A 26,319-nucleotide genomic window follows, 5' to 3' on the forward strand; every position below is an offset into this window, starting at 1 on the left:
GGGCGTGGGCGATGACCCACGCCCCGACACCCTACTCTTCCCACATCCAGAAACACTGTCCATGCAGTTGGAATTGAGACCAGACGTGTCGAACGCCGCCCCTACACCGCTTCTGAGCCTGTCCGGCGTGACCAAGACATTTCCCGGCGTGCGGGCCCTGTCAGATGTTTCGCTGAACCTCTACCCGGGCAAGGTCACGGCATTGGTGGGCGAAAACGGTGCTGGCAAGTCCACCGTGGTGAAGGTTCTGACGGGCATTTATCAACCCGACGAGGGTGACATCCGGATCGATGGCGAGGCTCTCAGTTTCCCGACACCGCAATCCGCCGAAACCGCTGGCGTGACCGCCATCCATCAGGAAACCGTCCTATTCGACGAACTGACGGTGGCGGAAAACATCTTTCTCGGCCATGCGCCAAAGGGGCGATTTGGCCTGATCGACAAACCCGCCATGGCGACCCGCGCGCGAGAGATTCTGGATGAAATCGGGGCCAAGATTGATCCGGGCGCTACGCTCAAGGACCTTGGAACCGCGAACAAGCACCTGGTTGCCATTTCCCGGGCGCTGTCCATCGACGCGCGCGTTGTGATCATGGACGAACCGACCGCAGCCCTCAGCCAGAAGGAAATCGAAGAGCTTTACGAACTCGTCGAAGGCCTGAAGGCGCAAGGTAAGGCGATCCTCTTCATCAGCCACAAGTTTGACGAGATCTTCCGCATGGCCGACTTCTACACCGTCTATCGCGACGGCCAGATGGTCGGCGAAGGGGCGATTGTAGATGTCAGCGAGTCGGAACTGGTCAAGCTTATGGTGGGCCGCGACGTCAGCCAGATTTTCCCCGAACGCGACCACAACGTCGGCCAGGATATCCTCGAAGTCGCGGGGTACGACCACCCGACCGAATTCGCGGACATCGGTTTCACGCTCAGGCGAGGCGAAATCCTCGGGTTCTACGGGCTGGTCGGCGCAGGTCGGTCCGAATTCATGCAGGCCCTTTTCGGCATCACCCGTCCCTCAGGCGGAACCGTGAGGATCGATGGGGCACCGATTTCTATTGCATCGCCCGCCGACGCGGTCGCAAGTGGCATCGTCTATGTCCCGGAGGACCGGGGCAAACAAGGCACAATCGGCGCGCTGCCGATTTTTCAGAACGTGACGCTGCCGTCACTCGCTCGCACCTCGCGCAAGGGGTTCATCAAGCTGGCCGAGGAATTCAAGCTGGCACGGGAATATACCGAACGTCTCGACCTGCGCGCCGCTTCGCTGGACACCGATGTCGGCAACCTGTCGGGCGGCAACCAGCAGAAGGTCGTGATCGCCAAATGGCTCGCCACTCAGCCCAAGGTCATCATCCTGGACGAACCCACCAAGGGCATCGACATCGGGTCCAAGGCCTCCGTGCATGAATTCATGGCGGAGCTTGCCGCGCAAGGGCTCGCCGTCATCATGGTCAGTTCCGAAATCCCCGAGATCGTGGGCATGTCGGATCGAGTGATCGTCATGCGTGAGGGGCGCATCGTGGCGGAACTGGCCCGCGACCAGATCACGCCCGAAACGCTTGTCAGCCACGCCGCAGGAATCAGGGAGGCCGAGCAATGAAACGTATCCTCGCCTCCCGCGAACTTTTGCTGCTGGTCGCCATCGCATTGGTGCTTGGCATCATCTCAAGCCGCTTCCCGGCGTTCATCACGCTGTCGAACCTGGCTTCCGTCTTCAACGACACCTCGCCGCTTATCCTGCTAGCCATCGGCCAGATGATCGTGATCTTGACAAAGTGCATCGACCTCTCGGTCGCCGCCAACCTCGCGCTGACCGGCATGGTCGTGTCCCTGATCAATATCTCGGCACCCGGTCTGCCGATTATCGTAACGCTGGTCGTGGCCACCGGGTTCGGGGCGTGCCTTGGAATGTTCAACGGTATCCTTGTGTGGAAACTGGACATCCCGCCTATCGTGGTGACGCTTGGCACGATGACCATCTTCCGAGGAACCATCTTCCTTCTGACCGAGGGCAAATGGGTCAACAGCCACGAGATGAGCGACACTTTCAAGGCATTCCCGCGCACCGAGCTTCTTGGTCTTCCGGTGCTAAGCTGGTTTGCCATCGCGGTGGTGATACTTTTCACCATCGTCATGACCCGCACCACCCTGGGTCGCGCCTTCTACGCTGCCGGGGGCAACCCCCATGCGGCGACCTATGCCGGGATCAACGTGGGCAGGACCCAGTTCTGGGCCTTCACGATCTCTGGCGCGCTGGCCGGTCTGACCGGCTACCTCTGGGTCTCTCGCTTCGCGGTTGCTTATGTCGATGTTGCAGGGGGGTTTGAATTGACCGTCGTGGCGGCCTGCGTAATTGGCGGCGTGTCGATCATGGGTGGCATCGGTTCGGTCCACGGCGCGCTGCTGGGCGCGCTGTTCCTCGGCATCATTGCCAATGCCCTGCCGGTCGTGAACATCTCTCCCTTCTGGCAGATGGCCATCTCGGGCGGAGCGATCATCGTCGCAGTTGTTCTGAATGCCCAGGCCAACCGGACGAAGGGCCGCATAATCCTCAAACGCGCGGAGCACGCGACATGACCACGACGACACGCGCGATCCCCGATCGCCTGCGCTCGCCGCTGGAGCGGAACCTGAAAAGCTGGGAAAGCCTACTGATGCTGGTCGCAATCGGCATCTTCATCGCCAACAGCTTCGCCTCACCCTATTTCCTGAATGCCTGGAACCTCTCCGACGCGACCTTCAACTTCACCGAAAAGGCGATGATTGCCTTTGCCATGGCCCTGCTTATCATCTCTGGTGAAATCGACCTCAGCGTCGCCGCGATCATCGCACTGGCTTCGACCGCCATGGGCGCCGCCGTGCAGGCGGGTGTCGGGACAGAGGGGCTGGTCCTGATCGGTCTGGCCGTAGGTCTGGCCTGTGGCGCGGTAAACGGTTTCCTCGTAACCGGCCTTGGTCTGCCATCCATCGTCGTCACCATCGGCACGATGAGCCTTTTCCGCGGGATCAGTTTCATAGTGTTGGGCGATCAGGTCTACAAGGGCTATCCAGCCGATTTCGCCTTCTTCGGGCAGGGCTATGTCTGGTGGGTGATTTCCTTCGAATTCGTCCTCTTCGCCATCATTGCGGTGATCTACGCGGTCATTCTGCACATGACCAATTTCGGCCGCGCGGTCTATGCCATCGGAAACAATGCCACCGGGGCGCTGTTTTCGGGCATTCGGGTGGGCCGGGTGAAGTTCACCTTGTTCCTGCTGACGGGCCTGATGTCCGGGGTCGCCGCCGTCTGCCTGACATCCCGCCTCGGCTCGACCCGACCCTCCATTGCCTTCGGGTGGGAACTTGAGATCGTGACTATGGTCGTCCTTGGTGGGGTCAACATCCTCGGCGGCTCCGGCTCCATCCTCGGCGTTGTGATCGCGGCCTTTGTCATGGGGCTTGTGACATTCGGACTTGGCTTGCTGAACGTGCCCGGTATCGTGATGTCGATTGTTATCGGGGCGTTGCTGATTTCGGTCATCGCGCTGCCCCGGCTCTGGTCGATGTGGAGGGGATGACATGGAAAAATACGCCTTCAAGATGACGCTCAACCCGGGCTGCAGGGATGAATACGAAAAGCGCCACGATGAGATCTGGCCAGAGCTTGCCACGCTGCTGAAAGACGCGGGCGTGTCTGACTATTCGATCCATTTGGACGAAGAAACGAACATTCTTTTTGGCGTCCTCTGGCGCACCGACGACCACAAAATGGATGCCTTGCCCCGCCACGAGATCATGCAGCGATGGTGGGCGCATATGGCGGACATCATGGAAACCAAGCCCGACAACGAACCCGTGGCGGTGCCGCTGACGCCCGTCTTCCACATGCCATGACACCCCGGCACGTCGCCGTCATCGACATCGGCAAGACCAACGCCAAGCTTGCGCTGGTCGATGCGACTGATATGTCCGAAGTGGAGGTGCTGACCCGGCCTAACATGGTTCTCGCCATTCCACCCTATCCGCACTTCGATGTTGAGGCTATCTGGCGCTTCATTCTGGACGGGTTGGAGCAGTTTCAGAAGGCGCACGGCGTAGATGCCATTTCCATCACGACCCACGGGGCGTCCTGCGCCCTGATCGCGCCAGACGGCGCGCTCGCTGCCCCGATCCTCGACTATGAGCACGCAGGCCCTGATGATCTGGCCGCGGCTTACGACGCTATCCGCCCGCCCTTTGAGGAAACCGGATCGCCAAGGTTGCCGATGGGTCTGAACCTGGGTGCGCAGTTGCATTGGCAATTTGAGCAGGACCCCGCGCTTCGCGAACGCACCGCCACCATTGTCACCTATCCGCAGTACTGGGGGCATCGCCTGACAGGAGTGCCGGCCAGCGACGTGTCGTCCCTTGGTTGTCACACGGATCTGTGGAATCCGTCCAAGGCGCACTATTCTTCGTTGGTCGAACGGTTGGGCATATCTGAAAAAATGGCGCCCGCGCGCAAATCTGCGGAGGTTCTCGGACCCGTGTTGCCGCAGGTCGCATCGCAAACCGGCATGCGCTTTGACACGCCGGTGCACTGCGGCATCCACGATTCAAACGCATCGCTTTTGCCTCATGTACTGACCCGAACCGGGCCGTTTTCCGTCATTTCGACCGGGACCTGGGTCATTGCCATGACCATCGGCGGCGAAGAAGTAATTCTGGAACCTTCGCGAGACACGCTTCTTAACGTCAACGCACTGGGTGCCCCGGTACCCTCCGCCCGTTTCATGGGGGGACGCGAGTTCGAGTTGGCGATGAACGGTCAAACCACTCAATCTGCAGAGCAATTCCTTGACCTGGTCGCGAAAGACGGCCCCATGCTCTTGCCCGCAATGGTCCCGGACAGCGGACCGTTTCAGGGGCAAAAACACAGCTGGATGGGGTCAGAGCCCTTGCCCGGAACCCAGGAACGCGCGGCGGCGGTGAGTTTTTACCTCGGATTGATGACCGCGGAATGCCTGTCGCTGACCGGACACAAGGGCCCCATTATCGTCGAAGGTCCATTTGCCAGGAACAAAGGCTTCGCCAGTATGCTCGCCGCGGCGACAAACTGCAGGGTCGACGCGACCGTCACCGTAACAGGGACGAGCCAGGGAGCCGCCCTCTTGGCAACAGGCGCACTCCCCGAGCGCGCGGCCTTCGACGTCGAAACCTATTTTCACAAGACCGACGTGAGCTACCAACGCTACGCGAACAGTTGGCACAGAGCCGCAAAAGCAGGCCTGGAACCACGCCCATAGAATACCCTAAAAACCTGCACAGAACTCCGATAGCAGACATTGGGGACTAGCGTGAAACTGAACGGAATGGGCTCCTTCGAGTGATTCGTCGCGTCCCGCCTGAATGTCAGGTTTTGAGTTCTCGGAGGGAAGACCTTAGATAAAAGCCATTGGACATTGCTGAACGGGTGTTACGTGAACCACCTTCTAGTTACATCGTCACCCATCTGAGTCCTCATCACTCCAGTGTCCAATCTCGTAAACGCCCTGCTTCTTCATGCGACGTATGAACGCTAGGTAATTAACTACGCGGTCGATCTCATCCAATTCTCCAGTGGCATAGGCAACGGCAATCATCTTGAATTGGACCTCAAGATCTTCCGCAATTTTTTCGTCTCGTCGAGCGAGACCCTTTCCAGTCCCCAAAGAAACAGTAGTTGTTTCGTCTTCGCTCCACATCTCATCGAGATAGGCCTTTAGATTAAGCTCGGGACTATTCGCGCCCAGCTTGCCTACGGCCTCCCATATCGGTTGAAGCCGTTCAGTAAGATTTCTTCGACTGCTAGTCATGTTTCTTTACCTCGCAGTACAGCAGTTCAACGTAGTTGCCCCAATCGATAGACCGCCACTGTTACCGATGAGCATGTGTGGCGGAGCATCAACCTTTCTCCGCCGCCTGCTTATCTTGGTTCCAACTGTCGTGGAGACAGTCTGTTTGGATCGAAGTTTTGCCCCCCAATCATCAGTTCCCGAACCACATCTCGTGTCTCGTTCGGGTACCCACCACACATCGCGTGGCACAGTCGATCGCGAGGTAAAGCCAACGACGCCCACGATCCAGCTTGGCGAGCTCTTCGGGCATCAAATGATCCAGAGTGCCGCGTTCGGCCAGTATCGTGATCAGATCGACGCACCATTCATCTATCTCAACACGCTCCATTGGATAGCTTGCTGTTACACCTTCCTCATAGAGCGCGAACTTGCGATTGGCGTAGTCTACGCCGTGCCTTTGGACGCATGTGAAATACGGATCAAGCTCGGAAAGTGCGCGCTCAACTTTGCGCCGCGAAGGAATTGTGAGTTCCGGCTTGCCGTATCGCCATTGATGAGCGCCTTTCTGACCGGGGACAGCCGAAGGAGGAGTGCGATACGCCCCGAACTGTTCCTTGGAAGCTGGCTCGCCTGCGCACGAGGTACAAAACCATCAGGAACCAGATTTATTCTCCGGAAAGGCGATTTGTCGAAGGTGCAGTGCATGTGGTTTTCTTAGCAGCCACGCTTGTTTTCTTAGTCGAACAGGCCTTCCGAGCGTTCCCAGTCGTGCACGAGGGGCCCAGCGTATACCGAGACATTGTCTTCGTGACCGCTTTTATGGTGATGAGCGTACTGCTGATACCAGTTTTCCAAAGCCTCCCATGGGGCCTGAAAGTCAATGATGATGGCAACTTTGGTGAAGCCTAGCGGGCGGGAAGCAGCCATTCGCTGCACTCGCGTAAAAAATTAAAATCCGACGTTAAAAGCTGACATTCAGATCATTGGAATTAGAAGCAGTTTGCCGTAACGCCTCAACACGGCTTCGAGCAGCACCTTCCTTTCAAGTTACCCTCTCAATCAAGCGACAGAATTGAAACCTCCCGATCACGTGCCTGTTCTCATTGGTCAGCCGGAGAATGAGTAGTTCCGAATTCAATAGACCTTCATTTGTGTCGGCTGGTGGAAGCACTGCAAGTGTTGGGCAGCCGTCTGGTGACACAAGTGTATGGGATTTTTTTGAGGTCGCAGAGAAAAGCGCCTGGAGAAGAAACCGCAAATACATCTCCTGCTATAGGTTCAAAATCTGCCCGGAAATGCGCGGTACTCTTAACGCAAATTACTGAATAACTTTCAGGGCTTAGGCCGATATGAGTAAAATGCGCACGATCCAGACATTGATTGCGTAGGCTCGTGACAACAAGATCGATTTCGGCCTCTTGCTCAACCAAACGCAGCGCCGCGGTCTTGCCAAGCGTTGCGACACCACCCCCATACATTTCTCCGGTATAGCGGCAAGTGCCGTCACCCAAAGCCAGAACTTCAAACTCTGCTATGACTGGAATCTGGCCAGCCAAATCGGACTTTGCGCCGATTGCCAACTCAATCAGAGCCCCTTCTCCTGCCGCATGGGCTTGTTTTGCACTTTCCGGATCGTGGAACAATCCCATCAATGCATTTTTCGTCCCGCCCTCAATCAGTGCCGCCAGCAACCCTGTAGTATCTGAAGTCCCACCCGCACCAGCGTTGTCTTGGACATCTGCAAGGACAACGGGTTTTTCCCGCCCTTGACGACATGTCGATACGGCTTCCTCCAGAGACAACATCGAGCAATCGAGATCGGCTTCCCGGGACAAAAACAAGTTGACGACCTCTTCAGCGACAGCGGCGGCTTTCTCGGCTGTGGATGCGTAGACAACGCAGGACGGGCCGGTGTCGGGGAAGTCCGCCGCTGTGAAACCAAGAGCAATTTCGGCCAGGACTTCTTGTTGCTCAAATCTTTCTGGCAATTGATAGATTTCGTCGAACGGTGCAGAACCCGTGTGTTGCGCATGCAAGGGTATAAGGTAAGGGACCGGTTGGAACGACTTGTGAAGTTTTTCACCCGCCAACAAACGCTGCAAAACAAGAACACATCGTGCGCCCGTTTCCGCCATGTCCAAATGAGGATACGTTCTGAAGATCGAAAGATAGTCCGCATGTTCGATCATCTCAGCGGATATATTGGCATGCAGGTCCAAACTTGCGACCAGTGGAAGCTCTGGACCCACCGCTTCACGCACACGACGCAAAAGCTCTCCTTCACCGTCAGCAAGGCTTTCAGTGACCATTGCCCCATGGAGATCCAGGTAAGCGCCGTCGATGAGACCCGCATCCCGAATTCTACTCAACATCATCTCACAAATTGTTTCGAACGCATGATCCGTTACATGGGCGGATGGCTCGGCAGAGCACCACAGTATCGGAATGACCTCAAACCCCACCCCCTTTGCCGCTGCGGCAAAACCAGCGATAGGAAGGTTCATGCCTTCGGTTTCCGAGATAACCTGTCCATCGTGCAACATACCGGGCCAGGAATCCGCCATTTCAAACTCGTGCAGACCGGCTTTTGTCACACCAAAACAATTGGTTTCATGCTGAAACCCGGCGATCACGATACGCTTTGTCATCATTATGTGCGCTCGATTTCCCGTTCGGTACGTGTTGCGGCAAAAACACTTTGGCCGTTGCGAATTGTTTCGAGCACCTGTGTATCCGTCAGGCGGTCCGGTTCGTGCAGTGGATTGCGCGAAAGTACAGCAAAGTCCGCAACTTTACCCGGTTCGATAGATCCACGCTGATCCTCCTTGAATACTTGCCAAGCAGCGTCAATGGTCTGGGCGCGCAAAGCTGAGAGAACGCTGATCTTCTGATTTTCGCCGAGCACGCGACCCGAAACGGATTTTCGATTTACCGCACAATGGGCCAGGTGGATCGGACGTGTCGGAGTGACCGAGGCATCGTTGTGGATCGTATATCGCACGCCATACCGTTCGGCTGACGCCGCTGGCGATATCCGCTCGGACCGCTCAGGCCCCAAGAAGGTGTCGTAATGGCGATCGCCCCAAAAATATACATGAGCGGGAAAGAAGCTGACAGTAAGTCCAAGCTGAGCCATACGCTCCAGTTGATCGTCCCGAAGGGCCTGGCCATGGATAATAGTGTGACGATGATCTTGGCGTGGGTGCTCTACAAGTATCTTTTCCACCGCATCTATGAACATCTCTGCGCCGGCATCACCATTGCAGTGGCAATGAATCTGGAAACTTTGACTATGAAGCTTGCTGACGTCGGCATCCAACTGTTCTTGCGAGGTATACACCATCCCACAAGGGTGATCCGGATTGGTCGGTTTGAAATACGGGGCAGACAGATACGCGGTCTGCAACTGAAATGCCCCATCAGTGAACAGTTTGCGTGGACCCAGAGTAAAATGCGGATTTCTCGGCCAATTCGTGCCGATCCAGTGGCCAGACAACTCAGGCTCCAGGCTTCCGACGGGTAAGAGTTCTATGTCAATTCCCGGGTCCTCATCCGCGGACAGGCTCGCAAAGTGATCCAACATGGTTTCCGACGCCCAGGCATTTTGGGCATATGTCACTCCATGGGCGAGGTATTCGTCACGACAGGCGTCAAAGCCTTGCCAGAACCTTTCGCGGTCGATCAGGAAGTCAGTATCGCCCATCTCGCCCATGGCCGATAACCCTTCGATCAATCCCGTCAGGGCTCCGGTTTCGGGGTCACGGCCAAAGCGACCACCTTCCGGGTCAGGTGTTTGGCGATTTACCCCGCGCCTCTCGAGCGCCAGAGAATTTGCCGAGCCATTGTGTCCCGACGCGTGAATCACCCAGATTGGATGCCGTTGTGAAACTTCGTCCAACTCAGCCCGTGTCGGCATACGGCCTTCGAGAATGGATGTATTATCAAACGACACCCCCATGACCCAATCACCTTCGGGCGTTGCGTTGGCCTTCTCCCGAAGTCTGTCCAGCGCGTGTGCCATTTGCCTGCAATCCCCCAGTGGAGGCGAAGACAGGTCGACACGGAACAGCCGAATAAACCCAGGATCTGGAAAATGCCCGTGTGGATCGATAAATGCGGGCATCAGAGTACGACCCTGAAGATTGTACTCCTGGGAATCCGCCGTCATGCGTGCGCGAAGGTCAGCCTCGGCGCCCACTGCCTGAATTCTGTTTCCTTCAGTCAGAACTGCCTCTGGCGCTGAGTTTTGTGCATCCATCGTCAGGATTGTGCCGTTGAAATAGAGTGTACTTGGCATCGGTTTTCCTATTGCGACAGCGGGGCCAGACAACGCAGCCCGTGGCCGCCATCCACTTCCCATTCCGGTGTCTGGGTGCAGATGTCCTGGACAAAAGGACAGCGTTCGCGGAATTCACAACCAGAAGGTCGCTTGAGCAAGCTGGGGGGTTCCCCTTTGAGGGCAATCCGTTCCAATCGCGCATCCGGGTCGGGCTCTGGGTTGGCACTCAGAAGGCAGCGCGTGTAGGGATGGCGCGGGTCGTCGAAGATCGTCTCGGTTGTGCCTTCTTCAACCAAACGGCCCAAATACATGATGCCCATTCTGTCGGCCACGTGGCGCACGACGCTGAGGTTATGAGTGATGATAACCATCGCCAAGCCCAGCCTTTCACGAAGATCGTTGAGCAGGTTCAGCAACTCACCCTGTACCGATACATCAAGACCAGCAGTTGGTTCATCCGCGAGGATCAGCTTGGGTTCCAACGCCAACGCGCGAGCTACACCCACGCGCCGTGCCTGGCCGCCAGATAGCTGATATGGATAACGATCAGCAAAATGCTTGGGCAGGTTCACCATTTCCAACAGGCGCTTAGCCTCTGCATCCAGATCACGGTCTTTCATGCCCTGAATGCGATAGGGTTCGGTGATCAGGCTGCGGATCGTCAGGCGTGGTGAGAGGCTTCCGACCGGATCCTGAAACATCATTGCCATGTCTTTGCGCAACGGACGCATAACATTTTCCGGGGCGCCACGAATTTCCTGACCCTCAAAAGTGACCGATCCGTCTTGCGCTGGCGCAAGTCCCGCAATCGCGCGAATAACCGTCGTTTTGCCTGAGCCACTTTCACCAACCAGTGCGTAGGTCTCGCCGGGTTCTACGGTAAAGCTGACACCTGCCAGAACATTGACCGGCCCATAGCTGGTTTTAAGGTCCACGACGTTCAGCAAGCTCATGTTGTGACCTCCTCGTGGTTCAGCCAGCATGCGGCGTGATGTCCTTTCTTCAATTGATCCAGAGGCGGCACTTCGGTGGCACAACGTGCCATGGTTTGATCACATCGATCTCTGAAAATGCAGCCCTGCGGCAGGTTGGCCAGATCGGGCACTTCGCCTGGAATAGTTGGCAAAACGCGGGCGCGCTCTTTGATGTGACCGGGGTCACATTCGATCAGTCGACGCGTGTAGGGGTGTTTGGGATTGTGGAAAATCTCACGCACCTCTCCGCTTTCGACAACCGCACCGGCATACATCACCACCACCCGGTCGCAGAGCTCTGCAATCACGCCCAGATGGTGCGAAATGAACAGGATGGCACAGTGAAACTCGCGCTGCAGCTCTTGCAGGCGCTCGATGATCTGCACCTCAAGCGTCGCATCCAGCGCAGTGGTCGGTTCATCCGCAATCAAAAGATCGGGTTCGGACATCAACGCCATCGCGATTGCGATCCGTTGGCGCATTCCGCCTGAGAATTCATGCGGATATTGCTTCAGGCGCGCTTCGGGGTCGGGAATGCCAACTGCACCCAGCATCTTGGCCGCGTGGGCCAACTTGTCGGCTTTTGACTGCTTGGAGCGGTGTTGAATGTCCAGCATCTGCTGCCCGATAGTGAGAACCGGATTATGCGTTTGCATCGGATCTTGAAAGACAATGGAAATGTCTACCCCGCGCAGGTCGCGCATCTGGCGCTCGGAAGCCTGCAACAAGTCCTGCCCTTTGAACCGCACCTCTCCCTCGCGGAACCGCGTATTGGGCGCGGTCAGGCGCAGGATGGATGAGATCAGGGTGGATTTGCCGCAACCGGATTCCCCGACAATGCCGACGATCTCACCTTTGTTGACGTTGAAGGTGATGTCTCTCAGGGCCTGGAGGTCGCCGCGTCCAGTTTCGTAATCGACGCTGAGGTGGTCGATTTCCAGAAGTGTATCGGTCATCGCTGTTTCCTCAGTTTTGGATCAACCACGTCGCGCAGGCTTTCACCCAAGAAGGTGAATCCAAGTGTTGCCAGAATGATCGGAAGGCCCCCGCCCACCACCAACCACGGCGTCTGGCGGATCAGTGAATAGCCATCCTTCAGTAAGGCACCCCAGCTGGGAGTCGGAGGTTTCACGCCCAGACCCAAAAAGGATAGACCTGCCTCCAGCGCGATGACCGTAGGGATATCCATGGCGGCCAACACAGCAAGTACGCCGATGATGTTGGGCAGCATATGCACACCCAGAATGCGCGCCATACTGGCCCCCATCGACCGCTCGGCCAAAATAAATTCGGAGTTGCGCAGCGTCAGCGTCTGGGTTCGCGCTACGCGCCCATAGGTTGGGATCGAGGTCGCCATGACTACGAACACAACCGTCTGCAGGCTGGGCCCGACCAGAGCAACAACTGCCAGCGCGAACATCACCGTCGGAAAGGAGCGAATGGTATCGAAAAACAGCATCAGTAGGTTGTCGAGCCATTTCGGCCCATACCCGGCAATCATGCCCAGTGTCAGGCCAATCGCCATCGCGCCGAACACGGCGGGCAACGCCACCTTGAGTGCGACCTGACCCCCCGCGATCACTCGCGAAAATGTATCGCGCCCCAGTTGGTCGGTTCCCAACAGGTGCGCAGCGGATGGTCCTTGCATGCGCGATTTAATATCCATGGCAATCGGGTCGTAGGGCACGATCCAAGCCGCGAATATTGCGCAGAATACGATGATGCCGACGATGATCAAGCCCATTAGACCAAGCGGGTCGCGGGCGACACCGACTATGATCTGACCCAATTCGGAACGAGATTTCTCCATCACTTTCTCCCCCTTAATGAGCCGTACGTGCACGTGGATCGAGCAACGCGTTGATCAAATCTGCCAACGCGGTCGAAACCACAAACAACGCGGTGGATATGAGGACTGAGCCCATCACAATTGGGTAGTTTCGGGTCGTAATGCTATCGATGACCAGTTTGCCCAGACCCGGTCGGGCAAATACGATTTCCGCAAAGACGGCTGAGCTAAGAAGAAAACCCATCCCGACTCCGATCACGGTGACCACTGGCAGAATGGCGATACGTAACGCATAAACCATCACCACGCGGCGTTCAGCGATCCCAAAGGCGCGGGCCGTGCGTACGTGACTTTCGCCCATCACCTCAAGCATCGAGGCGCGGACCAGACGGGCAATATAGCCGACCCAGCTGAGCCCGATGGCAAAGGCTGGAAGAACCAGATGGTTTAGGCGATCCCAAAAGCCTTCTCCTGCCCCGATGGCTGGAAACCATTGCAGATGAACGGCGAAAATCAAAAGCGCCAAGAGCGCGACAACAAAGGCCGGAGCAGCGACAAAGCTGACAGATACCGCGGCGGCGATCCGGTCAATCAAAGTGTTTGGATGCGCCGCCGCATAAGCGCCAAGTGCAATGCCCAGGCTTGCAGACCACAAGATTGACGCAAAAATCAGTTCCAGAGTGAATGGCAATTGCTGGAACACGATGTCCGTCACGGACCGGCCGGAGAAAACATCGGTTCCAAGGTCACCCTGCAAAAGATTCCCATAGAAGATCAAAAGCTGTTTCCAGATCGGTTGATCAAGCCCCAGCGCCGTGGTGAGTTGGGCCTGAAGCTCGGGCGTGGCGCGCGGACCGAGCATGATCTGGACCGGATCGCCTGGCACGGCGCGGATCATCAGGAACATGACGGTGACCGCCACGAACAGGATGAGCAGCGACAGCCCGAATCGACGGGTTGCGAAGTTCAGCATGGCCAACTGGCTCCTTGTGGCTTGATGGCGTTAGTTTTGGTACGACGGACATTTCCAGCCCGCCGTACCCATTCGACCTGGGGAGGTCAGGTCGCCTTGCCGAAATAGCGAAGCAGGGACAGGCCATCTGGCCGAAGCGCAGGAATGACACGTGCGCTGTGAATAACCGGTGTCGCCTCGTGGGTGATAAAGCGGTAAGCACCACTTTCTTCCATCAGATCTTGCGCGCGCTGATACATTTCTGCCCGTTTTGCGATATCCGTTTCCGCAGCCGCAGATTCATGGATTTCGTTGAATTCGGGGCTGTTAAAGCGTTCCCAATTCCATTTTCCGATCTGTTCGGGCGTGAACCACGACGTCGCATAATATGGATCAGGGGTCATCGAATAACGGTTCAGAACAAGCTGCAGGTTTTCATTGTCACCAGACGCCCAGAACGCACCGGATTCCAGAACATTCACTTCAACCGTAATCCCGATCTGTGCCAACGTCGCCTGAATGATCTGTGCGGTTGTTGTGAAGGTCGTCTTGTTCAGCGTGTCGAGAGTCAGCGTCACATTGGTTTCACCGGATTCTGCGAGCAGCTGCGCCGCCTTTTCAAAGTTCGCCTCTGGTGGGACAAGCGAAGACGGTCGATGGCCGGCCAAGCCTGGAGCGATGATGCCGGTTGAAGGGTCAGCAGCACCAAAATATGCGGCCTCCAGAATGCTTGGTACATCCACAGCGTGCTGAATAGCCTGCCGCAGCTTTTGGTTTTGAAGCTTAGGATGCTCAACATTCATGCCCATCCAAACGTAGTAGAGCGAGGGCTTCTCAACCAGCGATCCACCATTGGGAACACCCGCGCGATACCGCTCGACCGAGCCAAGCGATACGCGGGTTACGTCCAATTCACCTGCCTCGAAGGCAATCTCGGCGGTGTTTTCATCATCGATCGGGTATATCTCGACGGTATCCCAGGTGGGGGCGTCGCCTTTCCAATCGGGGTTGCGCTTGAGAACCGTCTTTTCCTTGGGCGACCAACTGTCGCGAAGGTACGGCCCAGACTCCGCTACCGGATCAGCTCCGATCCTGCCGCCTGCAGCTTCGACCGCTGCTTTCGAGACAATATTGCCAGTAATGTATGGCAGGGCAATCGACCAAATTGGAGCGAATGGTTTATTCAGAACGATCGTCCCTTCGCGTTCACCTGTAACATCGACATGGCTGAATGGCCCAAGATCGGGCTTGTTCGGACTATCGGTCGCGTCATCCACGATCCGTTCCATGCTGAATTTGACGTCCTCGGCAGTCATGGCGCCAAACCCGTTGGTGAATCCGATATCGTCACGCAACGCAAACTTGATATGGGTCGGATCAGCCTGTTCGATCATCGTTGCAGCATCCAACTGCCATCCCCATTCCTCGCCGGGCTTGTACTGAATTAGCTTGTTGTAGATGGAGGCGTGTACCTCTTCTTCGACAACACCAACGGAATGGGCCGGATCCATGTTCTGCGCATCACCATAAGCCCGCACCCGCAGAACACCGTCATCTGCCGCAAATGCGCGGTTCGCCCATCCCATCGGAAGCGCTGTGGCCGCCCCAAGCGCGGTTGCGCCTTTCAAAAACTTCCTGCGACCAACATTGGCCTTTGTCCATTCGATCTTCATGGTTTCCTCCCTTGGATTAAGTCAGAGAAGTCCTCGCGGAACGGTTTCGGACCATTCCTTCGTCAGAACTTCGGTTTCATCGGCGCCTTCCGTGGCGCGTAGTCTGCGGTAGAGATAGAAATTCTGCGTGTCGCAACTCATGCGACATTCGGTCGAGATAGCGACCTGCCAATCCGCCCGCTCAAAGGTAAAATTCCAGGCGGTCTCGAAACGTGCGGTGGCCGGATCATTGGGATGGATACCGTAGTGCATTCGCACATCGCTGCCGACAATCAGTTCGTGGTAGGGATCCCGCGTTTTTCCGTAGTCATCAAAGGTCTCCAGCACCATCCGGCCGTCTTCGGTCATTGAATGCTCGGATTGCGCCGCAGTCGAACGCAATAATTCCGCGGCAAGAACCGGATAATCCTGCGCCGGACCAGGTTCAGAGGCTTGTATTTCGTGCGTAACTTCGCGCACAGGCAGATGCAGGGTGCAATTCTGCAAGTGTAGTGTCACCTCTGCAGAATTCGGCGTCGGCCAGATGATCGGCCAGTAGGATGTCGACACGGCCAGCCGCAATACATGCCCCGCACGCAAGCGATGCGCACATTCATTCAAGGCAATCTCAGCCTCGTAAACCTTCCCCGACTGCAAGATTTCTGGCGTTTCGTGACTCCGGTAGTGGCAGAGGTTCAGCGACCGATAACTGATACGTTGTGAAACACCGTCCGGCGACACATCGCACAATCGAGCAACAAGCTGGGCGACAGGCTGATCCACCGAAAACTGAAACTTCAGTTTAGCGCGCCCCAGTAACTCCAGCGGCGCTCGCAATGGTGCGCTGTCAAAACAGAGCGACAAGCCGTCATCGCTTGACTGATCTCCGGGAAGCTCGTTGTCAATCCGCATGCCAGCACAAAAATACCCGCTTTGCAGACCAACATGGCAAGGCGATGCTATGGCAAAGGAAGCGTTACTTGGGCTCTGAGAAAACCCGCCGGGTGCCAAATACCAAATCTGTTCCTGCACGTGCGGTGACGGCCAGCTAGCTTCCGCAATCCAACGACCTTGCCGAGGGCCATTTTGCGGTGTCGGATTAAAATGTTCCTGCATGTATGTCCGATAGGCAGGCAGATCTTCGGCACCGTTCTCTTGCCCTTTCAACCAACGATCGAACCAGCCGATGACTTCGGAATGGAAATCCGCAGGATCAAGTTTCGAGATATGAGGATACCGATGTTCCCACGGCCCGATGATGGCCTTGCTTGGTGTCCTCAGGTTTGCAGCCAAAGCGGGTGGAGCATTCACATAAGCGTCTGCCCAACCTGTGATCGCCAAAACAGGAGCCTGAATGGCAGACCAATCCTCGCAAACAGAGCCATGCCTCCAATAGGAGTCACGAGTTTGGTGACGCAACCAATCTACGGCGGAAAACGGTACGTTTTGCAGGCGAGCCAGCCAATCCTCTCGCCAATCTGCACGTAGGTCCGGATCGGCAGGGCGCGTCAGATATGCAAACATCTGACTACCCCAGTTCACGTTGTCACTCAGCAGGCACCCGCCCATAAAATGGATGTCATCCGCATAGCGATCCACGGTCGAGGCGACGCTTATAACAGCCTTCAAAGCCGGTGGTCGGCGAAAAGCCAGTTGCAAGCCGTTAAATCCGCCCCACGATATTCCGATCATTCCGACATGGCCGTCACACCAATCCTGCGCAGCGATCCAGGCTATGACTTCCTCGCCGTCACGCAGTTCCCGCTCAGAGTATTCGTCGTCGAATTGCCCTTCACTGTCCCCTGTGCCAGCTATATCGACCCGGATACAGGCATAGTCTGCTTCGGCAAATACTGTGTGTGTCGTTTCATCTCGAGGCGCTGTTCCGTCGCGTTTTCGGTAGGGTAGGTATTCCAGAATGGCTGGTGCAGGGCCCGTTTCGGGTAACCAGAGTCGCGCAGCAAGCCTCCGTCCATCCGAGAGTGTGATCCATGTGTTTTCGATGGTTTGAATTGGCATCTGGAGGCTTGTCTGTTGCGAGCTGATGCCGAAGAAGAAATCAATTTGCAGGGAAATCAAATTGTGCAATCTTGTGCGAATTGACGCTATCTGTCGTGATATAGCGTCAAAACGCGAAAGGTTTTACCTGTGACAGAGAATTTTTCCACAAACCTAAAGTCGTTATGTGCAGAACACGGGAGCATTTCGCAGATTTGTCGTGATATTGGCGTCAACAGACAGCAATTCAATCGCTATCTGAATGGCTCTAGTCTGCCTTCGGCCCACAACATGCGCCGGATTGCGCGTCACTTCGATCTGACAGAAACGGAACTGTTCGCTGAATCTGCCAGCTTCGAACGAATGCTAAAGGGTGTCCTGCCACAAGTTGGCAAAACGCCGACAGACGCATTTCTGGATCCTTTTAGAGGTCAACAGAAAAACCTAAGGCGTTACGTGGGTTTCTATCATTCATATTTCTGCACGCCATCTTGGGAAGGAAAGATCTTCTGTTCATTGATCCGCATTCAGGAAGTTGATGGGCTTTTCTCCATTCGCTCCCGAGAAATTGCGACTTCACAGGATAAAAGCACGCACCAGATTTCACGCTACGCAGGCTTGGTAACAATGAGAGGAAACAGGATATTCGTGACAGAACACGAGCTCGTACGCGAAGGTAGCGTTGCCAATACCATCTTGTATTCCGCACACCGTCAGCAATTGAAGTATTTACGAGGGATGACCATGGGCGTCGCATGGCGCCCATACCCGCATCCCTATGCTGCCAAAACAATCTGGAAACGGTTGCACGAGCGTGTGACCGCGCGCGAGGCTATTGCCGCTTGTGGCATCTACCCAACCCAAAGCAATAGGATCGATCCAACTATCAGGAAGCACCTGACCGAGGCTTGAATCGTCGGGTCGACATAAACGGCGGTGCGGTTTCCTTGGTGCGATGTACAGTTCAAAGGTCGCATTTTCATCCAGGTATTGCGCAATCAACTTCGCAAACGTGCTGATGACGAAACCTCATCACTGATGTTTGACTGGAATATTTGAGGCCTGGGATCAAAAATTCCGACCATTGCAAGACGGTTCTGTGGACGCAGTCGGACCAATTGAGACCTGGAACTCACTGTTGTTGAGAATGACCGGTCTAAAGACATTAGGTGCAACGCAACGATATTCGTGCTGCCCCTGCAAACCATTACTGCGTCAGCAATAGCCGCGTGAGCAAAAGGCGCCTCCAGGTCGCAATCTACTAAACCACAGGCATCGCGAATTCGCGTACGCGGCGAAAGTCCGAAAGCGGGCTGCGACCGCAACATTGACGGGTGTCGGTCAACGGCAGGAAAGGGCCGTAATAACTAGTTGTGGTGGGGCTATCAGCCATCGACTTATTTGGGCCAGTGGGATTTGGACAAGCCAAACGCCCCCGGCCGTCAGGGTGAGGGCGCCGCCCTCCCCCTCGGGCAACCCTATTAGACAGGGCCGTGTCCTCGGCTGCGCCTTCGGTCCGCGCCACCCCTGTCGAATAGCATTGCCTCGCCCCCTCCCGCGTTCGCCACATGGCAGATCAGCAGGAACAGGCGGCTTCGCCGTCTGATCTGCAAATCAGCCCTGATTTCCGGAAGGGAAGTCAGATCAAATGAAACAGTCTGGGGGAGTATTACAAGGGTGTGTTGGGTCAGTTTATGACGCAAAGGTCAAATTCGTCTGACGTCCAACAGGTGTAGGGCGACACATAGTTTTGCCATTCAGCAAAGGCTAAGTCTTTGATTTTGAAACAGATGGACTTTCTCAAATTGATGAACTTTGCCATTAGCGACACAAAATCTGTCCACTACACAAGCAGATAACTGAAAGCTGCCTTTCTCGCTGCAGCAAAAGAGTGGTCGTAAAGAGCCCTTAGCTGGCCCGTTCAAACAAATAACCTTGTCAAATGCATTTCATGGTACATCTTGGTAATTCATAAATATGAATGTCGCTATTTATATTAGACTGACACCATTTAGTATGCCAATTCGAGGAACAGTATCGTTCGATCGCGTGGGCCCGATAAACGTGGGGGGAAAACCGAAATGGATAAGATCGCCTGCATAAAAATTGCCGTTACCACTATAATCTCACTCGTCTCCACTGTTGACTTAGCTAAGTCCCAGACACAAGTAGGCTCTCCTGACGGAACCATAACGCTCGACGGTCGGCAATTGCCCCCGAAACCTTTGGCGTTTGGCGGCAAGATCGACGAACAAGCATCCGAGTCGACCCCTTGGTGGCCACCACGAATAGTGCCACCAGAAAATGCACCTAACATCCTTCTGATCATGCTAGATGATGCGGGCTTTGGTGTTCCCAGTACTTTTGGCGGCGTTATCCCAACAAATACCATGGATGCACTGGCAGAGACTGGCTTGAGCTATACCAACGTGTATTCGACGGCTCTCTGCTCACCGACGCGAGCCGCCCTGCTCACAGGAAGAAACCATCATTCGGTTGGTTTTGGCGTGATCTCTGAAATGTCCACCGGGTATCCCGGATACAACAGCATCATTCCAAAGAACAAAGCGACCATCGGGCGTATTCTTTTGGACAACGGCTATGCCACGTCCTGGTTTGGCAAAGATCACAACACGCCTGACTTCGAGGCCAGCCAGTCCGGGCCTTTCGACAATTGGCCGACGGGGTTGGGTTTTGAATACTTCTACGGGTTTGTTGGTGGTGACGCCAACCAATGGCAACCAAACCTTTTCCGCAACACAACACAAATTTATCCTTTTAAAGATAACCCAGAATGGAACCTCGTCACCGGAATGGCCGATGACGCCATCGACTGGATTACCCGGTTGCATCAGATAGACCCGAGCAAACCATTCCTCGTTAAATACGTCCCCGGAGCAACTCACGCTCCGCATCACCCAACCAAGGAATGGGTTGAGAAGATTGAGCAAATGAATTTGTTTGACGATGGCTACGAGGCGCTTCGGGAGACAATCTTTGAGAACCAGAAAAAACTGGGGCTAGTACCGCAAGATGCATCTCTAACGCCGTGGCCCTCGGACGAGATAAAGTCATGGAACACGTTGTCAGACGACGAAAAGAAACTCTTTATCCGACAGGTTGAGGTTTTTGCTGCCTATGCCGCCTATGCTGATTATGAAATCGGGCGCGTGGTTCAAGCCATCGAAGACATCGGAGAAACAGAAAACACCTTGATCATCTATATCAACGGTGACAACGGTACCTCAGCTGAAGGCGGGCCAACCGGTACCCCAAACGAAGTCGCATGGTTCAACGGGGTGTCACTCAGTGCCGAAGAACAGCTGAAATGGTACGATGTCTGGGGAACCGACCAGACATACAATCACATGTCTGCAGGATGGTCCTGGGCCTTTGACACGCCTTTCGATTTCTTCAAGCAAAACGCCAGCCGACTTGGGGGAATCCGCCAAAATATGGTGATATCCTGGCCAAACGGGATCGACGATAAAGGCGGACGGCGCGATCAGTTCATGCATTTGGTCGACGTTGCGCCGACGATTTTGGAAGTTGCCGGAATAGCTGAGCCGGAAGAAGTGGATGGCATCATCCAGTCGCCAATGGAAGGCACAAGTTTTGCCTACACCTTCGATGCTGAAAATGCCGATGCTCCAAGCCGCCATAGGACGCAGTACTTTGAAATGTTCGGCCAGTGGGCACTCTACCACGAAGGTTGGCTTTTGGGCACCAAAGTCACCACCATGCCGTGGGACTCGTCGGACAAAGCGATACCGGATCCGCTTAATGGTCAGACGCTACAACTTTATGACCTGACCACAGATATGAACCAAACGAACGATGTTGCATCGAAGTATCCGGAGAAGGTCAAGGAGTTGAAAGCGATCTTCGTCGAAGAAGCCCGTAAGCACCAGGTTTTCCCGATGGACACGTCAGGAGTGTCGCGCATTGCAGAGCAACGACCGAGCATCACAGCTGGACGAAGCGAATTTGTCTACACGCGCACTATGACGGGTTTGCCGCAGGGGGATGCACCATCACTGCTCAATACCTCTTACACAATAACTGCTGAAATCGAGGTGCCGGACAATGGCGCTGAGGGCATGATCGTGACTTCGGGCGGACGCTTCTCAGGGTTCGGGTTCTACCTGCTGGACGGCAAACCCACTTTTACCTGGAACTTACTTGATCTTGAACGGATTAAGTGGGAGGGCCGGGACGCGTTATCACCTGGCAAGCATATCGTTGAATTCGACTTTCAGTATGATGGTCTAGGTGCAGCAACGCTGGCCTACGGGAGCGAAAGCGGTCTGGGCAAAGGCGGCACGGGTACTCTGAAAGTCGATGGCAACACCGTGGCGACCAAGAAAATGAAGTCAACCCTGCCGACCACGATACAATGGGACGAAGCATTTGATGTCGGAATAGATACGTTGACCGGTGTCAATGATGACGACTACAAGCCACCATTCCCGCTGACGGCGACACTGGAAAAATTGACGATCAAGATCGACCGGCCTCAGTTGAGCCAAGCGGATATTCAAAAACTCGAAGACGCGATGCAAAGGGCAAGCGACTAGGTGCTCCCGAAGCTAGTTGGTTACCCAACTGATGGAAGTGGGCCGTGGGAAATTGGATAGCTGGATTGCCCGCTTCGTCCCGCTCAGCAAACGTTCAAGGAAATTTGGCGAACGTTTGCCCTGAGCCCAAACCGCATTTGCGTAAACATGACACCCCACTCCAAATTGCTCCACTTTGCCTGTCATACTTTAAAAACAGGCAAAGCTGGCCACGTTCATGAGGATCGCCAAAGCAAGACCAGCAGCGCTGAGATTGTGATCCATCGACCAAGTAGTTTGCTCGCCCAAGTAGCCTTAGTCGTAAGTAGAAGAGGTTCTATTTTGCCCAATCCCCAACGATGCCAACAGCATCAACTACAGTCGAGAGGTCGTCGGTAACCTCCAAAATCTCATCATTGACGCGAATGTAACGATTTCCTTTTCCTGGCGGTTTCATTTTCCACTTCGAAAGGTCGTTAATGTCGGTGTAGTTTAAGTCGCTTGGAAGCTTTGCGCCGCGGGTGTAGCGCTTAATCTGTCCCGGCGGAACAGCCTTTTGGCCTTTGCCTGGCTTAGTGTCCACATGCACTTTCTGGTCCTTGGACTTTCCGCCCTTTTCTTTTGCCAACGCCATATCGGCGCTTCCGACGGTAAAGGCCAGTACAATTAACCAAACTAAAGGCGAAAGTATTTTCATGCTGTTTCCATTCAATTTAGCGACATCCCTTAATCAAGTTAGAAAAACAAACAGTTTCAGTCTACTTTAATATTCAATCATTGAGATGTAGCGTTTCGCTTTCGTCGGTGGCAGTGAGGCTGTCGCGTCACAGTGTTTTGGGCACTTCCTTTGTCGGTGTTTGGCGCCGTGGGTCAACAAAGCTAAAATTCGAAGTTGGACTATGTGGAGAAGAGTTCTCTTTTTTTGAAGCGATTGTCAAAAAAGGGCTGCTTTGTCCGCAAAACAGACATCTGCCGCAAATTGGCGATTGACTGCATCGAGCCCATTATTGACGTTGATGATCAGTTCAGAAGAAGCGGATTGCATTGCAATTCAGTAATGGATCTCCTTCGTTCTCATTGAAACAAGCTCTACCAACTACTCAAAAGGCAATGAACCAAGGGCGAGTTAACCATTGGCTCATTTTAATGTTTTAGTTTGGGGAATTTTAGTGGCGCAGGGCTTCGCTGAATTTGACATTGAATGAAGCACTGTCCCAGGGGTCGAGCATGATGCGCACGATGTTCACGCCCTTGGGTTTACTCAGTTGTTCAAGCACATCGGCCATCTCTTTTTCGGTACGAGCAACATAGCCCTTGGTGTTCACACCTTTGAAGCCTCCGAACGCGGATCCGAGTTTTTCGTAGTTCCAGACTGGCGTGTTGTTGTAGCTTCGTTCTTTGCCGGGATAGATCTGGCGCTCGGCCCCGTAACCGCTGTTGTCGAGGACAAAGATTACCGTATCGATATCGTATTTGATTAGGGTGGAAACTTCCTGTGCGGTCATATGGAATGCGCCGTCACCGGAGATCATGTAAGTACGCCGACCTTCGGCTACCTTGGCAAATACACCGCCCGTGAACATTCCGAAACCTGCACCCAGTGATCCCCAGTTGCCGACACCGTAGATGTCCATGCCAATCGGGAATTCAGCCTGCGAGCCGTTGATGTAGCCACCGGTGTCGCCATAAAAGACATCGCCTTCTTTCGCGTAGTTTGAGAACTGAACGAACAGCCGGTCGATGGTCAGAGGTGCGTCGGTCGGCTCAAAGGCGTCTGAGCGTTGGAAGCAAAAGCGGCGGTCGTCCTTGCCCACCATCAAGTCACCCGGTTCGATGGATTGGACCGCACTGATCAGGGCCGGCAGGAAGTCCCGCAGATAAACCTTGTCGAACACAGTGCCATCAACTGTCACCTGATCGAAGTCGACCCAGATGTTATGCTGATCAGTGCCCATCTTGCCGGTAAAGACGCCGGTGTCGAACTCATTGAAGGACATTCCCAGTGCAATCGACACATCGGCACTTTCCACCGCTTTAAGTGTCGCGTCATTCGACATTGCACCCATATACAGACCGACGGCATTGGGATGGCCTTCAAAGTCCGAGATTTTGCCGACAAAAGTCGTTGCCACTCCGGCATTCAATCCTTCGACAAGGGCTTTTGCGGGTTCGATCAGCTTTTCGCGTTGCAGCAAATGGCCTGTTACGACAGTGCGGGACCGGCACTCTTTCAATACGGCAACAGCGGCGTCAACGGCTGCCTTTAACCCGTCATCCGACGACTGGTGCATCATCAGGTCCAGTGCCTGGTTGGCCACCGGAATTTTCGCGGTCTGGATGTCGTATGGGATTTCCAGATAGATAGGTTTTTTCGATTGATAGGACAGACGCAGAATATCATCGATTTCCTGCGCGGCGGTTTCTGCGGACATCAGACGGTGCGCAGCAACGGTGATGGGCGCAAAGGCTTTGAGGTAAGCGTCGAAGTCCTGACCCATCACGTGGTGCAGCTTCCGGCGCGATGGGGTTGTGATCACTTCGACACTGGGTGCACCGGCAATGACGACCATGGGAGTGTCGTCGGCATAGGCCCCACCGACAGCGTTTGCCGTGCTAAGGGATCCAACCCCGAACGTTACAGCCATCGCGCCAAAGCCGGAAAGCTTAGCGTAGCCGTCTGCGGCATAAGCCCCATTCAGTTCGTTACAAACCAGAACGTGCTTAGAGTTGTGGTCGCCGTCGATCAGTTCGTCAAACAGTGGCAGGGCATAATCTCCTGGGATACCAAACACGTGGTTGGCGCCCAGTTCGGCCATGCGGTTGAAGAGGTAAGTTGAGACGGTTGTTGTTGCTTGAGTAGTCATTGGGTTTTTCTCCGAGGGTAAGTGCGCCCGCATCATGCTTGCGCCTTGACGGAGAACTAGGGTTCATGATTGAGTCTATACAGATACACTTTTGACCTCTTAGGGGTCATTTTTGATCCCTATGCGGAGCCCCAGTCGATGTCCCAACCAGAACTGGAAGATTTGCGCCTGTTTCTGATCGTAGTGGATCATGGCTCTATCGCTGCAGCCGCGCGTGCAGACGGGACACCCAAGCCCAGCATCAGCCGCCGAATGGCCAATCTGGAAGTGGCCGTCGGAGAGAAGCTGTTTGATCGTGGTGCAAATCGACTTTCCCTAACCCCACGTGGTGAAGAGTTGAATGCGCGCCTTCGGCCAGCAATGCAAAGTGTTGTGCAGGCCTTGAGTGAACTTGACGACTGGCATTCAGACTACGTAGGGCACCTGACAATGCACGTACCCGCCAGCCTGCTGCAAATGGGTGTACGTCAAACAATCAGTGCCTTTTTGGAGGCGCATCCGAGCACGCGATTTGATTTGGCTCTCAACAACCAACCCATCCAACGTTTGGACATCGATACACATTTGGCCTTGGTTATAGGTGGACTACCGGACAGTGACCTGATCGCTGCTCGAGTAGGACAAACCTGTCGTGTTCTTGTCGCTTCACCAGAATATTTGGAGACACATCCCGAGATTGTGCATCCTAACCAGCTCCGCGACCATATCTTGATTTCACCTGGCCCTCACGTACCACTCAATTTGCGTCATCGGGACGGCAGAAACTGGACCCAATCGTTTAAACCCCAATTTGCAATTGATGATGTTCGTGATGTCACGAACGAAGCCCTAGCTGGCCGCGGAGTGGCAGTTTCCACGACAATTGCTGCCGCCAGAAGTCTGGAAAAAGGCTGTCTGATCCAGTTGCTTCAAGACTGGCAAGAGCAACCGATGCCGATTTCCATACTCTACCGTGACAATCGTTTGCAATCACGTCTTGAAAGAGACTTTATCAAAGTACTGCGTGCCGAGTTAAATAAATCTCTGATCCGCCGCCACTAGTCGTTGGTCAAAGCGAACCGAGACTAAACTGTTCATCAAAAACGGTAGTCATATTAATTCCAAACCATCCGAGTCAAGCTTTCAAACAACTGCTTCATTACGCTTTGCGGACAGTAGTAAACCACTTAAATCGTCCTAATATTGATTTTCAGCACAATCCTTGACTGAAACGCTTCGCCAGAGCAAACCGCGAGCATCTCTGAACAGGTGTTGAGTGACTTGCACTCCGTTTCTCATTCAACAGGTTTGGCGAGGCATCGCATGGCGATGCCCTAATCGTCCGCATCAGTTCCCGGTTGGAAGGCTCTGTGAAAATCCGTCTTTTTCCAGCTGGTCCCGGACGTTCTGGAAACGCTGGTATCCGGTGAGCGTGATCAGACCTGCGTAGGATTCGCTCTGTACAGGGCGCGGCAGGTATT

At 54.8% G+C, this 26,319-nt stretch carries 21 protein-coding genes; 8 read left to right on the plus strand and 13 right to left on the minus strand.

Features of this window, described 5'->3' with window-relative positions; all coding sequences use genetic code 11:
- Nucleotides 1–61 precede the first annotated feature (61 nt).
- From ACR0IU_RS18080 to ACR0IU_RS18100, 5 genes are read left to right on the plus strand one after another with little or no spacing between them, the layout of a single operon-like run.
- Nucleotides 62–1,600: a sugar ABC transporter ATP-binding protein gene (locus ACR0IU_RS18080; protein ID WP_480717291.1), complete on the plus strand. Its 1,539-nt coding sequence runs from the start codon at nt 62–64 to the stop codon at nt 1,598–1,600.
- On the plus strand, nt 1,597–2,577 hold the full coding sequence (locus ACR0IU_RS18085; protein WP_480717214.1) for an ABC transporter permease: 981 nt from the start codon (nt 1,597–1,599) through the stop codon (nt 2,575–2,577). The genes ACR0IU_RS18080 and ACR0IU_RS18085 overlap by 4 nt, the downstream gene beginning before the upstream one ends.
- Complete coding sequence (locus ACR0IU_RS18090; protein WP_480717215.1) at nt 2,574–3,557, plus strand: ABC transporter permease; 984 nt, start codon at nt 2,574–2,576, stop codon at nt 3,555–3,557. Before ACR0IU_RS18085 ends, ACR0IU_RS18090 begins: the two co-directional genes overlap by 4 nt.
- Nucleotide 3,558: 1 nt before the next feature.
- On the plus strand, nt 3,559–3,873 hold the full coding sequence (rhaM, locus tag ACR0IU_RS18095) for an L-rhamnose mutarotase (RefSeq protein ID WP_480717216.1): 315 nt from the start codon (nt 3,559–3,561) through the stop codon (nt 3,871–3,873).
- Nucleotides 3,870–5,264 (plus strand): FGGY-family carbohydrate kinase, encoded by a 1,395-nt coding sequence (locus ACR0IU_RS18100; protein ID WP_480717217.1) that lies wholly within the window; start codon nt 3,870–3,872, stop codon nt 5,262–5,264. The genes rhaM and ACR0IU_RS18100 overlap by 4 nt, the downstream gene beginning before the upstream one ends.
- A 198-nt stretch (nt 5,265–5,462) precedes the next feature.
- On the opposite strand, the gene ACR0IU_RS18105 is transcribed toward ACR0IU_RS18100, so the two are convergent.
- From ACR0IU_RS18105 to ACR0IU_RS18155, 11 genes are all read right to left on the minus strand, one after another.
- A complete protein-coding gene (locus ACR0IU_RS18105) occupies nt 5,463–5,813 on the minus strand; it encodes a hypothetical protein (protein WP_480717218.1) in 351 nt (116 codons plus the stop codon).
- Between the two features lie 172 nt (nt 5,814–5,985).
- On the minus strand, nt 5,986–6,183 hold the full coding sequence (locus ACR0IU_RS18110; protein ID WP_480717219.1) for a hypothetical protein: 198 nt from the start codon (nt 6,181–6,183) through the stop codon (nt 5,986–5,988).
- Nucleotides 6,184–6,530: 347 nt separating this feature from the next.
- Nucleotides 6,531–6,722: a hypothetical protein gene (locus ACR0IU_RS18115; protein WP_480717220.1), complete on the minus strand. Its 192-nt coding sequence runs from the start codon at nt 6,720–6,722 to the stop codon at nt 6,531–6,533.
- Between the two features lie 218 nt (nt 6,723–6,940).
- On the minus strand, nt 6,941–8,443 hold the full coding sequence (locus tag ACR0IU_RS18120; protein ID WP_480717221.1) for a M81 family metallopeptidase: 1,503 nt from the start codon (nt 8,441–8,443) through the stop codon (nt 6,941–6,943).
- A 2-nt stretch (nt 8,444–8,445) separates the two neighbouring features.
- Entirely contained in the window at nt 8,446–10,092 is a 1,647-nt protein-coding gene (locus tag ACR0IU_RS18125) for an amidohydrolase (RefSeq protein ID WP_480717222.1), read from the minus strand.
- Between the two features lie 8 nt (nt 10,093–10,100).
- Entirely contained in the window at nt 10,101–11,027 is a 927-nt protein-coding gene (locus tag ACR0IU_RS18130) for an oligopeptide/dipeptide ABC transporter ATP-binding protein (RefSeq protein WP_480717223.1), read from the minus strand.
- A complete protein-coding gene (locus ACR0IU_RS18135; protein WP_480717224.1) occupies nt 11,024–12,004 on the minus strand; it encodes an ABC transporter ATP-binding protein in 981 nt (326 codons plus the stop codon). The genes ACR0IU_RS18130 and ACR0IU_RS18135 overlap by 4 nt, the downstream gene beginning before the upstream one ends.
- Complete coding sequence (locus tag ACR0IU_RS18140; RefSeq protein ID WP_170362625.1) at nt 12,001–12,858, minus strand: ABC transporter permease; 858 nt, start codon at nt 12,856–12,858, stop codon at nt 12,001–12,003. Before ACR0IU_RS18140 ends, ACR0IU_RS18135 begins: the two co-directional genes overlap by 4 nt.
- A gap of 13 nt (nt 12,859–12,871) precedes the next feature.
- Entirely contained in the window at nt 12,872–13,810 is a 939-nt protein-coding gene (locus ACR0IU_RS18145; RefSeq protein ID WP_480717225.1) for an ABC transporter permease, read from the minus strand.
- Between the two features lie 86 nt (nt 13,811–13,896).
- A complete protein-coding gene (locus tag ACR0IU_RS18150) occupies nt 13,897–15,462 on the minus strand; it encodes an ABC transporter substrate-binding protein (protein ID WP_480717226.1) in 1,566 nt (521 codons plus the stop codon).
- 21 nt (nt 15,463–15,483) lie between these two features.
- Nucleotides 15,484–17,460: a CocE/NonD family hydrolase gene (locus tag ACR0IU_RS18155; RefSeq protein ID WP_480717227.1), complete on the minus strand. Its 1,977-nt coding sequence runs from the start codon at nt 17,458–17,460 to the stop codon at nt 15,484–15,486.
- 129 nt (nt 17,461–17,589) lie between these two features.
- Here ACR0IU_RS18155 and ACR0IU_RS18160 point away from each other — a divergent pair, with 129 nt between their 5' ends.
- Both ACR0IU_RS18160 and ACR0IU_RS18165 read left to right on the plus strand, forming a co-directional pair.
- Entirely contained in the window at nt 17,590–18,351 is a 762-nt protein-coding gene (locus ACR0IU_RS18160) for a helix-turn-helix transcriptional regulator (protein WP_480717228.1), read from the plus strand.
- A 1,169-nt stretch (nt 18,352–19,520) separates the two neighbouring features.
- On the plus strand, nt 19,521–22,016 hold the full coding sequence (locus ACR0IU_RS18165) for an arylsulfatase (RefSeq protein ID WP_480717229.1): 2,496 nt from the start codon (nt 19,521–19,523) through the stop codon (nt 22,014–22,016).
- Between the two features lie 316 nt (nt 22,017–22,332).
- Here the strand turns inward: ACR0IU_RS18165 and ACR0IU_RS18170 are convergent, their stop codons facing one another.
- Nucleotides 22,333–22,692 (minus strand): hypothetical protein, encoded by a 360-nt coding sequence (locus ACR0IU_RS18170; RefSeq protein ID WP_480717230.1) that lies wholly within the window; start codon nt 22,690–22,692, stop codon nt 22,333–22,335.
- Nucleotides 22,693–23,161: 469 nt separating this feature from the next.
- Entirely contained in the window at nt 23,162–24,859 is a 1,698-nt protein-coding gene (locus ACR0IU_RS18175) for a thiamine pyrophosphate-binding protein (protein WP_480717231.1), read from the minus strand.
- A gap of 138 nt (nt 24,860–24,997) precedes the next feature.
- On the opposite strand from ACR0IU_RS18175, the gene ACR0IU_RS18180 reads away from it, so the two are divergent.
- Complete coding sequence (locus ACR0IU_RS18180; protein ID WP_480717232.1) at nt 24,998–25,900, plus strand: LysR family transcriptional regulator; 903 nt, start codon at nt 24,998–25,000, stop codon at nt 25,898–25,900.
- The last annotated feature ends 419 nt before the right edge of the window (nt 25,901–26,319 follow it).

Source organism: Ruegeria sp. CL5 (assembly GCF_056536485.1).